The organism is Actinoallomurus acanthiterrae (assembly GCF_054775715.1).
In genome coordinates, this window is record NZ_BAAHCO010000001.1 from 6,942,494 (window position 1) to 6,955,279 (window position 12,786).

The following is a 12,786-nucleotide window of genomic DNA, read 5'->3' on the forward strand; positions in this document are numbered from 1 at the left end:
GACCGTGGAGAGCCCGTTGCGCTGAGAGGCGCACGGCGGGTTCGGCGAGGGGTCTGGGGAAACGGACCGGGAGCAACCCCGGCACCGCGCCCCGGGCCCACTCTCCTCTTTCGGCTCTGTCGCTCTTTGGGTGGTAACAGAGGGTGTTGCCCTGTCACGTTGAGGCGTGCTGGGGATCAACCAGCTTGTCGACGTGGTGTTTTTGGGCCTGCCGGGCCTGCTCATCGACGATGTGACGGACGAAGGCGAGCTCATCCGGCTCCGGGCCCACAGGTGCCCGTACCGTGCCCGGGATGTGCTGTCGAGACCGCCCGTGTCCGTGCGTGGTGCGGGCGGACGGTGGCTGATGTTCCGGTCGACGGGCGGCGGGTGATGGTGAACGTGCGGGTGCGCCGACTCGCCTGCCAGGACTGGCGGTGTCCCCGGCAGACATTCCGGGAACAGTTCCCGGGGTCTGGGTGCGTTACCAGAGACGAACAGTCCGCTTGGCCGTCCAGGTCCGGGCGGCGGATCGACAAGCCCGAAAAGATGCGGCGGGCTCCCCAGTACCGTCCCGCGCTTGTCGATCCTAACCGCGGCTACCTGCGTAATCGCCGGGCCGAGGACCCCGCGGTCCCCGTCCTTCAGCTTCTGCGCGAGATCCGGGAACGCGGCTACACCGGCAGCCAGAACCTCCTCTACCGCTACATCACGCAAGGCCGCGTCGAGGACGATCGACCCGCCGTTTCCCCCGCAGGCTCTCCCGACTGCTGCTCACCCGCCCGCCGTTCCCGGGCCCGACCCGCCGACAGAGTAGTCGCTGGCCCTGTGCCGGCCGCTTGCCGGTCAGTCGTGATGGCGCCAGGGATGGCGCATCTTGTCCACGGACAACACGATGAGCTCCTGCAGGCTGACCCTCGTGCCCGGCCGCTCCGACTGCGCGGCCACCGTCCAATGTGAGGGCATGGCCACGAACGCGCGGTTCTCCGGGCTCAGCTTGATCCGGTTATCGGCGAACCCGAGCCGTTCCAAATCGTCTTTGGCGACCGCCCCGTTCTTGCCAACGAGGTCCGGCATGGTGACACTGCCGGTCCGAGCGGGATGCGGCTTCCCGGCGTCCCCGCAAGCCGTCACTCCGGACACGACCGCCAGAAGCAGCGTCCCTGCGATGAGATACCTCGGCACCATTCATCCACCTCTACCAATCGAGCAGCACTGAACATCTCGCCAATGGTCCCGCATGCCCCCGGTGTGGAGAGTCGGATATCAGTCGGGGAGTGATCGTGGGAGCCCGAAGGATGGGAGGACGCTGTTGTCGAAGCGGGTGATGGCGCGGATCGTGTCGCCCGTGACGGTGAGGACGAGGAGGCCGGTCCCGTGGCGGACGCCGGTGGGGGCGTGGAGGTAGGCCGCGAGTGCGGGCTGGCCGTTCGCCCGGGTCGGCACGAGGTCATAGGTCCGGTCCGGGCGGATGACGGCGGCGTAGAAGCGGGCGACGGCGTCCCGGCCTCGGTATTCAAGGGGGATCGGCGGCATGGAGACGCGGACGTCGTCGGTGAGCAACGCGACCAGCCCGTCGACGTCGCCGGATCCGTACGCGCGGACGAACTTTTCCACGAGCGCCTGTTCGGTGGGCGAGCCGGGAGCGGGAGGCGGTTCGTGCTCGCCGGTCGGTGGCAGGTGGTGCTGGAGGCCGGCGCGGGCCCGCTTGAGGGCGCTGTTGACCGAACCGACGGTCGAGTCGAGCATGTCGGCCACCTCGTTCGCGTGGAATCCGAGGACGTCGCGCAGGATGAGGACGGCGAGCTGGCGAGGCGGCAGGACCTGTAGCGCGGTCACGAAGGCCAGGGAGATCGCTTCCGTCTGTTCGTAGCGGGCCTCCGGGCCGAGCGGCACGTCGATCGCACCCTCGAGGAGGACGTCGGGGAAGGGCTCGAGCCACACGACCTCGCTGAGCCGGGTCGGTTCGGGCGGTTCGATCCCAGGGATGGCCCACTCCTTGGCCGGGCGCCGGCTGGCCGCGCGCAGCGCGTTGAGGCACCGGTTGGTGGCGATCCGGTAGAGCCAGGTACGGATCGAGGCGCGCGCCTCGAACTTCTGGATGCCCTGCCAGGCGGCCAGCAGCGTGTCCTGCAGCGCGTCCTCGGCGTCCTGGAAGGAGCCGAGCATCCGGTAGCAGTGCACCTGCAGCTCTTGACGATGCGGCTCGGTGAGCTCCCGGAACGCCTCCTCATCTCCGGTCCGCGCCCTGGTGATCAGGTCGGTTGCCACGACTCCACCCCCGCGTCACGTCTCCGGCCTTCCTGGCCGATCTCAAGTATCGACACCGGCCGGGTCGTGAACTGGGCGGTCGGCGGGCGACCAACTTTCGGGCGTCGTGGTGTCTACCTCGTCGACGGCCCGGAACGGTCCGGGCGGTAGACCCCAGAGGACCGCGCATGGCGCAGAAGACAAGCGGCTGGCTGCTCGGCCTGACCGCGGCGGCGTCGCTGATGGTGGCACTGGACGCCACCGTGGTGGCGACCGCGTTGACCAGGATCCGGCTGGACCTGTCCGCCACCATGGAACAGCTCGAATGGACGGTGAACGCCTACAGCCTGAGTTTCGCCGTACTCCTGATGACCGGGGCCGCGCTCGGCGACCGGTTCGGGCGCAGACGGATGTTCGCGGCCGGACTAGGGCTGTTCACGGCGGCCTCGGCGGCGTGCGCGACGGCGCCTGGCATCGCCTGGCTGATCGTCGCCCGCGCCGTCCAGGGGTGCGGGGCCGCGCTGGTGATGCCGCTGGCGATGGCGCTGCTGAGCAACGGGTTCCCGCCCGCGCGGCGGGCCAAGGCATTGGGGATCTTCGCCGGGCTCACCGGGCTGGCGGTGGTCGCCGGTCCGGTGGTCGGCGGGGATCGTCACCCAGGGGCTTGCCTGGCAGTGGATCTTCTGGCTCAACGTGCCGATCGGCCTGGTCGTCATCCCGCTGGTGCTCCGGCGCATTCCGGAAAGCCGCGGCGCCGGGACCTCCTTCGACCTCGGCGGCGTCGTGCTGGTGACCGCCGGTGCGCTCGGGCTGGTGTGGGGCCTGATCCGCGCAAGCAGCGTCGGCTGGGGCGCGTTCGAGGTGGACGGCGCGCTGGTGGCCGGGGCCGTACTGCTGGCGGCGTTCGTCGCCTGGGAGCTCCGCGTCCGGCAGCCGATGGTGCCGATGCGGTTGCTGCGCTCGCGCGGCTTCTCCGCGGGCAACATGGCAGGGCTCTTCCTGTACGCGTCGCTGTACGGCTCGTTGTTCTTCATGGCCCAGTTCCTCCAGACGGGCTTGGGGGACGGCCCGATGGCCACCGGGCTCCAGCTCATGCCATGGACGGCGTCCGTGACCGTGGTGGCACCCGTCGCGGGGGCGCTGGTGAACCGGGTCGGGGCCCGTACGCTCATCGTCGCCGGACTGACCATGCAGGCCGCCGGGATGGGGTGGATCGGGCTCGTCGCGGAGCCGTCGCTGGGATACGCGCAGCTGATCGCGCCGATGGTCGTCGCCGGCGCCGGAGCCAGCCTGGCGATGCCCGCCGCGCAGACCTCGGTCATCAACGCCGTCGCGCGGCAGGAGATCGGCAAGGCCTCCGGCGTCTTCAACATGCTGCGGCAGTTCGCCGCGGTGTTCGGCGTGGCGGTTCTCGCCGCGGTGTTCACCGCCAAAGGCGGTTACGGCACCGCGCGAACCTTCTCCGACGGCTTCGCGCCCGCCATCGCCGTCAGCGGCGCACTGTCGCTGACCGGTGCGCTCGCCGGCCTGTTCATTCCCGGACGGAGCCGGATGGCCCGGCAGGCGCCGACGCCGGCCGTACCCCGGCAGGAACCCGAACTGACCCGCTGACCCGCTGAGCCGCGAAAAATCCGCGCGCCCTATGGCGTGCCGCTCTTCGACATGGAGGAAACCGATGGCCGCTGACATGGCGGATCTGAAGACTCACGCCGAAAGGCTCCGCGAGCTGCACGGCGGAGAGATGCTCGTGCTGCCCAACGTGTGGGACGCGGCCGGCGCGACGATCGTGGCCGACGCGGGGTTTCCCGCGGTCGCCACTTCCAGCGCCGCGATCGCGGCGATGCTCGGTCATCCCGACGGTGAGGGAGCGCCGTGGCAGGAGATGTTCGCCGCGGCGGGGCGGGTCGCCCGGGCGGTGCCGGTCCCGGTCACGGTGGACGCCGAGGCGGGATACGGCATGCGGCCGCGTGAACTGGTGGACCGGTTGCTGGACATCGGCGCGGTCGGCTGCAACCTGGAGGACACCGACCACCGGGCCGGCGGCCTGGCCGAGGCCGGTGCGCACGCCCACTGGCTCGCGGGCGTCCGCTCCGCCGCGGACGAGGCCGGGGTCCCGATCGTCATCAACGCCCGCGTCGATACCTTCCTGCCGGCCGCGGGATACCCGAGCCGGACCGGGTCGCGGAGACGGTACGACGGGGCCGGCTCTACCGGGACGCCGGCGCCGACTGCGTCTACCCGATCGGCGTGCGCGACAAGCGCGACATCGCCGCCCTCGTCGCCGAGATACCCGGCCCGGTCAACGGCAACACAGGTGAACATCTGGACCTGGCCACGCTCCGGGAACTGGGCGTGGCGCGAGTGTCCTACGGCCCGCGCTTCCACCGCGCGGCCATGGCCGACCTGAAAACCGCTGTCGAGAAACTGCCGGCCTGACGTACGACGCCGCGAGCGTAACTGGCGGTGATCGCTGCTCTGGCGCTGGACCATCAACTTCTCGGCTGCGGAAGCGGAGGCTTGCCGCCATCTCAGGCGCGCCGCCGCTTCCGCAGCCTGCGGATCAGATTTCAAACGCCACCGCGACCGACCACCGCTGTCAGCACGCCAGAAAGCCCTCAACCGGTCCCACGCCCGCATCCGCGCCCGCAGCGAACGCGCCAACGCCACCCTCGAGACCTGGAAGATCCTCACGAAGCTGCGCTGCAGCCCGTGCCAGACAACCGCGATCGTGCAGGCCATCCTGGTCCTGCCCCACGTCGAACACCCAACCTACCCAGGATGAAAGGGCTCATTGGTTGGCTCGTGCAGCACTCCCGAACTACGTGAATCGGACGTCCGTCAGACGACGCGCCCCAGCAAGGAAAGGAGCTGAACGGCGGGGTCGGTGCTGGTAGTGGGCACCGGAGCAGCGGTGATTCCCAGGCGCGTCATTCTCTCGGCGTTGGCACGCGCGTAGGCCAGGCTGTGGTCGACCGCGGCCGGGGCGAGCGACTCGGGCTGGCCGGACCCGCGGGCCAGATCCCACTCGTGGACGGTCAGGTCGACGAGGATCTGGTCCGCGTACACGGTCAGTGGGGCCTCCCCGAAGGAGAACCGAGCTGTCCCGGACAGATCGGCGCCCTTCCACGCCGCGAGGAGTGCTCCGCGGCCTCGTCCCACGCGCGCACTGAATCGGCGCCGACCACGTCGCCATCGTAGCGGTCGCCCACCTGCTCCAGGGACTCTCCGGCGAGCAGGTGTGGCATCTACAGGTGCTCGCAGACCAGGTGGCCGACGAGATCCCGAACCGTCCACTCGGTGCACGGCGTCGGATCGTTCCACCGGTGGCCGTCGACCGCGTGCACTCGTGCGTCGAAGCGGTTGATGGCATCGGGAATCAACCGCAGGGCTGATTTTGGCATGGCGGTACATTACGCCGTGATCTTCCACCTTCCCCGAACGGAGGCCAGACGACGGCGTCAGCGAGCAGGCGTGGCTGGCGCCCTCGCCCAACCTTGGCGTGGCTCACTGGGTGTCGCCGGCTGGCCCGCGACTGCGAACGCCCGCCGGAGGTCTCCGCGGCGCTCATCCGCTGGGCTGCGATCGCTGGCAAGGACGTGGACGGGTAAGACAGCACAGGCGAGGCTTCCGGTCGGGCATCGGGTTCTTGGTCGATTTGCTGTCTTACTTGGAGCCTCGCCCTCATCGATCTCCGGACTCCTACCCGCACTGACCTGCAAGACCAGGTTGGAAACGCTCCTTAGTGATGCTGGCGAGGGGGAGCAGGCCGAGTGCGAGGTTGCGGAAGGTGGCGGCGGTTCGGGGACTGTTGCCTACGTGGGCTTGGTGGTCGTCTTCGCGCCAGGTGGTGTCGCGGTGCCGGTGGGAGAGGTTCTCCACCCCCCAGTCGCCGCGGACACCTGTGTGGAAGCCGGCGGCGGTGAGCGTCCGGCACCGCCCCGATACCCAGCTGCAGCGTCGCCTCCTTCGGCGCCAGCGCCGCAACCCGCTCGCCGATCATCCGCGCCACCGTGCCCCGTTCCCGCCGTACTGGCGCCGCCAGGGCGCGATCGGCCTCGATCGCGTCGTCAACCTCACCCACCGCCAGGACCCGCGTCACCGAACGTGTACGACATCTGCGGGCTGATCTGTGGGACGACCAGCCCGCCACGGGCCCGCGCGGTCTCGATCGCCGCCGACAGCACGTTCACCTCGATGCCCAAGGACACGGTCCCGCCCACCGGCGGGGATGTCTGCACGATCACGACATCGGGCATCAGCACCTCGTTCAACAGGTGCGGCACCCGCGACAACCTGCACGGGAAGTACCGCAGACCGGCGCGCCCACGCTGCCCCGGGCCGACGAACGGGGTCTCCAACACGACCCCTCCCGATCCGGCAGGCCCGCCTGACCGTTCAGCACGAACAACCGGTACTCCGCGACCGCCGCATCCAGCACGGACAAGGCCTGCCAGGGGTGGCGAAATTGCCACCGGCCACCACAACCCGGCCGGGGCGGCAGACCCGCCAGCACCGCCGCCAACCGCGACTCCGAGACCACCCGCAGTCACCCCCTCACCATCACCCGGACAGACCCGCCCCGCGAGCGCCCCCGGTTCCGCACCGATCCGCTCCAGCACACACGACCGGATACCCGACGCGCCACAGACCAAGGTCCTCTCCCCCAGGCCGAACTGAGCTGGAAAAGGCCGTTGTGTCCACGCGCCGGAGGCGGTTCGCCGCTCGACGGCTCGACCGCCGCGATCGAAGAGCGTTCGCCGCCGGGCGCCGTTCGTATCGGGACGCTCGCGTCCGGGGGTCCGCTTCCGCGCAGATTCGGAGATCCGGCCGCACTCGAGCGATTCCTTTCGGCGGGTGACCGAGTCGGTAGGGGTGACGGGACACCGTCGGCAACATCCACAATCAGGAGTGACAATGCTGCTCGAGAACAAGAACGCGATCATCTACGGAGCGGGTGGATACATCGGAGGTGAGGTCGCGCAGGCCTTCGCCGCGGAGGGCGCACGGGTCTTCCTGGCCGGGCGCAGGAGCTCCGCGCTGGAGGTCGTCGCGGAAAAGATCCAGGCCTCGGGTGGCGCCGCCGACTTCGCCACGGTGGACGTGCTGGACCGCGACGCCGTCGAAGCACACGCCGATGCGGTGGTCACCAAGGCCGGATCCCTCGACATTTCCTTCAACGCCATCAGCCTTCCCCAGGCCGGCATTCAGGGCACCCCGCTCGTCGACCTGGCGCCCGAGAACTTCGATCTGCCGATGGCCACCTACCCCAAGGCCAACTTCCTGACCGCCAAGGCCGCAGCCCGACACATGACCGGCCAGGGATCGGGTGTGATCTTGACGATCACGGCGAGCCCGTCGCGGACCGCCGTTCCTCTCATGGGGGGCATGGCACCGGCGTGGGCGGCGCTCGAGTCGCTGTCGCGGGGTCTGGCCGCCGAGCTCGGACCGCACGGTGTGCGGGTGGTGTGCCTGAACGCGGCGGGAATGCCGGAGACCCCGCAGCTGACCGAGGTGTACGGCCTGCACGCCGACGCCTATGGCATCAGCCGTGAGGCGTTCAACGCCCGCATGACGGACCGGACCCTCCGCAAGCAGCTGCCCACCGTCGCCGAGATCGCCAACGTTGCCGTTTTCGTGGCCTCGGACCGGGCCGCCGCGATGACCGGCGCGATCGCCAACCTCAGCGGCGGCATGATCGCCGACTGACCGCCGTAAGGCATCGACGATCAAATGACGTAGCGTGGAAGCCCGGTCTCCGTCAGTTCCGGGCTTCCACGCGGACCGCGGGGGAAAAATCCCCTACGGCGTCCAGCCAGTACACAGTCGTCGGCAGGTCCCGGTGCGCCGGTGTGCGATCACTGAGAACAACCGGCCGACCGGAAATCCGAGGATTCATCATGGCGCACGCGTTGGACTCCACAGCCTCAGCCGATCCGCGTTCGGGTGAGGTATCCGATTCGGCGAATGCCTTCGAGGATGTCCTGCTTCAAGTAGCCGAACGGCGTGCGGAATTCGACCAGAAGCGACATGTCCCACGCGATATGATCGCCGAATTCAAGCGTGCGGGGATCTACCGGGCGAGCACTCCCAGACGCTTCGGCGGCGACTCGCTGCCGCCGGCCGAGTTCCTCTCTCGTATCGAGCGGATCTCGATGATCGACGGCTCCGCGGGGTGGGTCGCCAGCTTCGGTTCCTCGATGGTCTACCTGGCTGCGCTGCCACTGGAAACGCAAGCCCAGGTATACGCCGACGGGCCGGACGTCGTCTTCGCGGGTGGTCTGTTCCCGGTGCAGCCCGCCGACGTCGTCGAGGGCGGGTACCGGGTCTCGGGCCGCTGGAAGTTCGCCAGCGGTTGCATGGGCGCCGACCTCCTCAGCGTGGGCATCACCGCGGGCGAACAGAACGGCACCCGCCCCCTGACGGCCGTACTACCGCCTGAGCAGGTGGAGATCGTCGAGAACTGGGACGTCATCGGGTTGCGCGGCACCGGCAGCCACGACCTCAAGGTCGACGGTGTGATCGTCCCCGCTGAGTGGACGTTCGTGCGCGGGTCCGAATCCACCGTGGACGAACCGCTGTACCGATACCCGAGCGTCCCTTACGCCTCCCAGGTCCTGGCGGTCGTCGGCCTCGGCGTCGCACGCGCCGCCCTCGACCACGCCATCCGCGACGGCGGCCGCAGCGGCTACACCGGCGGGCCCAAGCCAGCCGATCGTGCCGCCTACCGGCTCTCGGTCGGCAAGGCCGAGGCCGAGCTACGATCCGCGCGTGCCTTCTTCTACGAGATCACGCACGAGGTGTACGAAACGGTCCTGGCCGGTGACCCGGCGACGGCGAACCAGACCAGCCTGCTACGCCTGGCCTCCGCCCACCTGGCCAGAAGCTCCTTCGACGTCGCTTGCACGGCCTACCAGATAAGTGGCATCCCAGCCGTCGCCGACGATAGCCCGATGCAGCGCTACCTGCGCGACGCCTCGGTGGTCCCCCAGCATGCCTTCCTTCAGGAAGGCATCTACGACGGCGCTGGCGCGGTCCTCATGAACGTCCCCCCTTTCCCCGGCTACCTGTAAGGAACCCTCAAAGGTCGAGTCGCTCATGGAAAGCGGAAAGGAGCCAGTGGTGACTATCGGAGAGCCCGCTCAGCCCCCCTCGCAAGCCGAATTCCGGGAGGCGATGGCACACCTGCCGGCGGCCGTCAGCATCATGACCACCGACGGTCCGTACGGCCGCTGCGGCATCACCGTCAGCGCGGTCTGCTCGGTGAGCGACGATCCCCCGACACTCTTGGTCTGCCTCAACCGCAAGAGTGCCATGCACGACGTGTTCAGGGCCAACCGCCGAGTCGGCCTGAACGTCCTAGGCGGCGACCAGCAGGATCTGGCGATGCACTTCGCCGGAGTGACCGAGATCTCTATGGCGGACCGCTTCTCGTGGGATGTCTGGGATCGCGGTCAGACGATGCCGGTCCTCAAGGACGCGTTGGTGACCGTAATCGGCGTGGTGAAAGACTGTAAGCCCATGGGATCGCACAGCGTGCTGTTCGTACAGATCGAGCAGCTCCGCACCCGGAATGGCGGCCAGAGCCTCGTCTACTTCAACCGGAGCTTCCATCGCCTTGGCTCCGTCTCCCCGATGGCCTCCTGACGGTCGCCCATCGCGCTCCCTCGCGCGCAGGACGGCGTTTCCTTCTCGGGCCGAGACGGCGTATTCGCGATTGCGGCCGTGTCCATCGGCCGTGCCCCGGTTCGTTCGCTCACCAGAGCCCGGCACCGTGTCGGCGCCGCTGACGGTCGGCAGTCCCCAGCAGGTCATCGACAGGACACTCGCCTTCAGGAAGCACTTCGGCGACCACCAGCGGCAAATGTACATCATGGACCACACGGGCCTGCCGCTGAAGACCGTACTGGAACAGCTCGACATCCTCGGCGAGCAGGTGGTGCCGGATGCTGCGCAAGGAGTTCGCCTTCTTGCGCAGCGCGGGAGTCCCCGACGATCCCTCCCGGATCGGGGCGGCCGGTGGCTGCGATGGTCGAGGCTTCCCCGAGCGAGTCGCCCATGTCGACCTCCAGTGCTGAGAAGCCGTGGTCGGTGAGGTGCGCGGCAAGGCAGGCGGTGCTGTTGGCGTTGGCGATGTCTTCGGGGACACCGATCGAGGGAGCAAACATACGGCCGCCGCGCGGCCGTCTGGTGACTACGTGCTGTATACGTAGCAGCCGAGCAGTCCCAGCCGGTCGCAGACCCCTCGAAGCGGCTCATGTCGCGTGCCAGATCTGCCAAGACCTTACGGTCGGAGACCTGCACCAGCATCCGCAGCCGTCCCACCGAGGCGACACGACACCACGCCGACGCCTCAAGGCCCAGGGCGGGAAGGACCAGTTCGCTCTCCGCCCTGACCGGGGCGCGCAGTTCGACGGGCCCGGGATCGAAGACGGCCTCGAACCGGCCATCACCGCCGGTGGCCTACCTCGCCGCCCAAGCCCGCGAGATCGGCCTGCGGGCCGCGTTCATGATCACTGAAGCCGATCAAGCGGGGTTGAAAACGATCGTGGCGCTGATCGAAACAGGACGGCTTCGTGTCGAGATCGACACCGTGCTGCCGCTCGAACAGGCGGTCAAGGCCCACCAGATCAGCGAAGACGGCCAGACGGCGGGCAAAATCGTCCTGACCGTCGTTGACTGATCCGTACGAACACGGGCCCAGACGACCGCCCTCCCCGGACCAGCGCATCAGCCGCCGGGCCGGGCACTCCACTGCCCACCGGACTCGGCCCAGCGCGAGGCCGACGGCCCGTACGGCCCCCGGGCCCAGCTCGTTGCGTTACGCCGGTGCGAAGTATGACAGGGCCTGGGGGTTGACCATCGCGTCCGGGTTGGCGGCCTTCTCCACCGGCATGCCGAGCAGAATCCTGCAGACCGGCACCTCGAGCTTCTTTCCGGACAGCGTGCGTGGGATCCCGGGGACGGCCTTTGACTTCGTCCGGGACGTGCCGAGACGACAACGTCGACCGCAGCGCCGACCGAATCCGGACGGTCAGTTCGTCGGTCGGCGCGACGTCCTCGGCGAGCTGGACGTACAGCAGCAGCCGGCCCTCCTCGCCTAGCTGCCCGGTGTCGACGGCCAGGGAGTCGGCGATCTCGTCGAAGCCCGACGACGACGCGGTAGAGGTGGGCGGTGCCCATCCGGCCGCCCCCACGGTTGAGGATCGAGTCGGACCGCCCCGCGTAGGTCGGCCCGCCACCGGTCGGCTTGGCCTCGGGGGTCGCGGTAAGGGGATCAGCAGGGTCGCCTGAAGCGTCGGAAGGGCCTTCTCCAGCGCGTGTACGACGTCGCGCCGTTCGTGAGCCTTGCCCTTGTAGAGGTAACCGTCCACCGCACTGAGCACTTTCGGCCCGACCTGCGCCAACCGATCGATCACGCTCGGCGCAACGAAGTCGGGCGAGCAGGATGGCGCGCACCTCGGCGACCTCACGGCGCAGTTCCCCGTACGTCAGCGTCCGGTCACCCCGCCCGTCCCCGGTGCGGAAGATCACCGCGGTGGCGTCCAGGTCGCGGTCCCGCCGCACCGCGTTGTGGGCGTAGTTCAGCGTCGCGCCGGGGAACCATCGGGTCCCGGACACCACCGAGGTGTCCGCCGCCCGCACCGGCCCGTCGCCGCGTTCGCCCACGACCCGGAAATCCGCCCGCACCGCGTCCCAGAACGCGGCCGGGTCGGTGACCCGGCCAATGCTGCAGCGTGTCATATGAGCCGAAGCCGCGCTCGGCCATGAACCGCGCCACGCGTGCGTTGCGACGCATCTCGTCGGACGGCTCCCACAACAGGTCGCCTTTGGCAACGGCGTCACAGACCTCCTGACTCATCTGTACGTCGGAATATCGGGCCGATCCGGCTCGAAGATGTTCGTATGCGCGTCAGAGGCCATCGACGATGAACAGCCGTCGGTCGAAACCGTCGTTGGCGGCCTCGATCGCCTTGGCGTACGAATCGGATGTGTACCACCGGCGAGCGTCCTCCGCCGTGTCGAAACGGATGATCACCAAGCGCTGAGCGTCGTCGAAGGATCCTTCGAGCGTCTCCGGTACGGCGTTTCGCGCGAGGAAGGTGCCGCCGAACTCGATGACCGACTGCTTCGCGAGTGGTTTGTAGTTCGCCACAGCGGCCTCGTCGAGGATCTTCTCTTCTGCGATCACGTATGCGGCCATGCGCGTTCTCCTTGAACGTACGAATCGGTCAAAGGTCTTTGATCGGGAAGATCGGCCCTGGAACCGTGGTTCGATCGATGCGGCCGATCAGTGTTCCGTTCTCGAGCACGCCTGGGGCGTCGTGCGCGGGCAGGACGCACCGGTACCGCGTGATCCGTTTGAGAGGCACCAATCTCTTCGAGTATCGAGGTCGTGAAATTGTGCGTGAGCGCGAGCTCATGGGTCGCGAAGGCACACGGCTGCATGCGCGCCGCAGCCGTCTCGTCGGGATGGCGCAGCAGGCTGCCCTCGATATCGTAGATCAAGTCGCCGTAGAGGCATGCCTCGCCGTCGTCGGTCCCCACCACGACGCTCAA

General features: G+C 68.7%; 15 protein-coding genes and 4 pseudogenes. 12 read left to right on the top strand and 7 right to left on the bottom strand.

What is annotated here, in order from left to right; all coding sequences use genetic code 11:
- The first annotated feature begins 166 nt into the window (after positions 1-166).
- Positions 167-373: a hypothetical protein gene (locus ACYVF7_RS32645; protein WP_460358649.1), complete on the top strand. Its 207-nt coding sequence runs from the start codon at positions 167-169 to the stop codon at positions 371-373.
- Entirely contained in the window at positions 274-939 is a 666-nt protein-coding gene (locus tag ACYVF7_RS32650) for a transposase family protein (protein WP_460348305.1), read from the top strand. Before ACYVF7_RS32645 ends, ACYVF7_RS32650 begins: the two co-directional genes overlap by 100 nt.
- Here ACYVF7_RS32650 and ACYVF7_RS32655 read toward each other — a convergent pair.
- Together ACYVF7_RS32655 and ACYVF7_RS32660 are read right to left on the bottom strand one after the other, a co-directional pair.
- Entirely contained in the window at positions 826-1,167 is a 342-nt protein-coding gene (locus ACYVF7_RS32655) for a PASTA domain-containing protein (RefSeq protein ID WP_460348307.1), read from the bottom strand. The genes ACYVF7_RS32650 and ACYVF7_RS32655 overlap by 114 nt on opposite strands.
- A gap of 78 nt (positions 1,168-1,245) precedes the next feature.
- The gene (locus ACYVF7_RS32660) at positions 1,246-2,250 is read right to left on the bottom strand and encodes a sigma-70 family RNA polymerase sigma factor (protein ID WP_460348309.1); all 1,005 of its coding nucleotides are present in this window, start codon (positions 2,248-2,250) and stop codon (positions 1,246-1,248) included.
- 221 nt (positions 2,251-2,471) lie between these two features.
- On the opposite strand from ACYVF7_RS32660, the pseudogene ACYVF7_RS32665 reads away from it, so the two are divergent.
- From ACYVF7_RS32665 to ACYVF7_RS32685, 5 genes and pseudogenes are all read left to right on the top strand, one after another.
- Positions 2,472-2,816: pseudogene (locus ACYVF7_RS32665) on the top strand (MFS transporter); the annotation flags it as partial.
- A gap of 61 nt (positions 2,817-2,877) precedes the next feature.
- A complete protein-coding gene (locus ACYVF7_RS32670) occupies positions 2,878-3,840 on the top strand; it encodes an MFS transporter (protein WP_460358228.1) in 963 nt (320 codons plus the stop codon).
- Positions 3,841-3,970: 130 nt separating this feature from the next.
- Positions 3,971-4,315 (top strand): annotated as a pseudogene (locus ACYVF7_RS32675) (isocitrate lyase/phosphoenolpyruvate mutase family protein); the annotation flags it as partial.
- A gap of 74 nt (positions 4,316-4,389) precedes the next feature.
- Positions 4,390-4,665, top strand: coding sequence for an isocitrate lyase/phosphoenolpyruvate mutase family protein (locus ACYVF7_RS32680; RefSeq protein WP_460358230.1), 276 nt, complete (start codon positions 4,390-4,392; stop codon positions 4,663-4,665).
- A 127-nt stretch (positions 4,666-4,792) separates the two neighbouring features.
- Positions 4,793-5,011: pseudogene (locus ACYVF7_RS32685) on the top strand (transposase family protein); the annotation flags it as partial.
- 56 nt (positions 5,012-5,067) lie between these two features.
- On the opposite strand, the gene ACYVF7_RS32690 reads toward ACYVF7_RS32685, so the two are convergent.
- The 3 genes from ACYVF7_RS32690 to ACYVF7_RS32700 form a co-directional block, all read right to left on the bottom strand.
- Positions 5,068-5,388 (bottom strand): DinB family protein, encoded by a 321-nt coding sequence (locus tag ACYVF7_RS32690; RefSeq protein ID WP_460348311.1) that lies wholly within the window; start codon positions 5,386-5,388, stop codon positions 5,068-5,070.
- Between the two features lie 86 nt (positions 5,389-5,474).
- The gene (locus ACYVF7_RS32695; protein WP_460348313.1) at positions 5,475-5,630 is read right to left on the bottom strand and encodes a maleylpyruvate isomerase N-terminal domain-containing protein; all 156 of its coding nucleotides are present in this window, start codon (positions 5,628-5,630) and stop codon (positions 5,475-5,477) included.
- Positions 5,631-6,302: 672 nt separating this feature from the next.
- Positions 6,303-6,590, bottom strand: a complete 288-nt coding sequence (locus ACYVF7_RS32700; protein WP_460348315.1) for a hypothetical protein — start codon at positions 6,588-6,590, stop codon at positions 6,303-6,305.
- Between the two features lie 553 nt (positions 6,591-7,143).
- Between ACYVF7_RS32700 and ACYVF7_RS32705 the strand changes: the two genes are divergently transcribed.
- The 5 genes and pseudogenes from ACYVF7_RS32705 (at position 7,144) to ACYVF7_RS32725 (ending at position 10,909) form a co-directional block, all read left to right on the top strand.
- Positions 7,144-7,935, top strand: coding sequence for an SDR family NAD(P)-dependent oxidoreductase (locus ACYVF7_RS32705; RefSeq protein ID WP_460348317.1), 792 nt, complete (start codon positions 7,144-7,146; stop codon positions 7,933-7,935).
- A gap of 335 nt (positions 7,936-8,270) precedes the next feature.
- The gene (locus ACYVF7_RS32710; protein WP_460348319.1) at positions 8,271-9,299 is read left to right on the top strand and encodes an acyl-CoA dehydrogenase family protein; all 1,029 of its coding nucleotides are present in this window, start codon (positions 8,271-8,273) and stop codon (positions 9,297-9,299) included.
- 103 nt (positions 9,300-9,402) lie between these two features.
- Positions 9,403-9,873, top strand: coding sequence for a flavin reductase (locus ACYVF7_RS32715; RefSeq protein WP_460348321.1), 471 nt, complete (start codon positions 9,403-9,405; stop codon positions 9,871-9,873).
- A 130-nt stretch (positions 9,874-10,003) separates the two neighbouring features.
- A pseudogene (locus ACYVF7_RS32720) lies at positions 10,004-10,304 on the top strand (hypothetical protein); the annotation flags it as partial.
- Positions 10,305-10,684: 380 nt separating this feature from the next.
- Complete coding sequence (locus tag ACYVF7_RS32725) at positions 10,685-10,909, top strand: zinc-binding dehydrogenase (RefSeq protein WP_460348323.1); 225 nt, start codon at positions 10,685-10,687, stop codon at positions 10,907-10,909.
- Between the two features lie 1,230 nt (positions 10,910-12,139).
- Here ACYVF7_RS32725 and ACYVF7_RS32730 read toward each other — a convergent pair.
- Positions 12,140-12,430, bottom strand: a complete 291-nt coding sequence (locus ACYVF7_RS32730; protein WP_460348325.1) for a DUF1330 domain-containing protein — start codon at positions 12,428-12,430, stop codon at positions 12,140-12,142.
- Positions 12,415-12,786, bottom strand: coding sequence for a hypothetical protein (locus ACYVF7_RS32735; protein WP_460348327.1), 372 nt, complete (start codon positions 12,784-12,786; stop codon positions 12,415-12,417). The genes ACYVF7_RS32730 and ACYVF7_RS32735 overlap by 16 nt, the downstream gene beginning before the upstream one ends.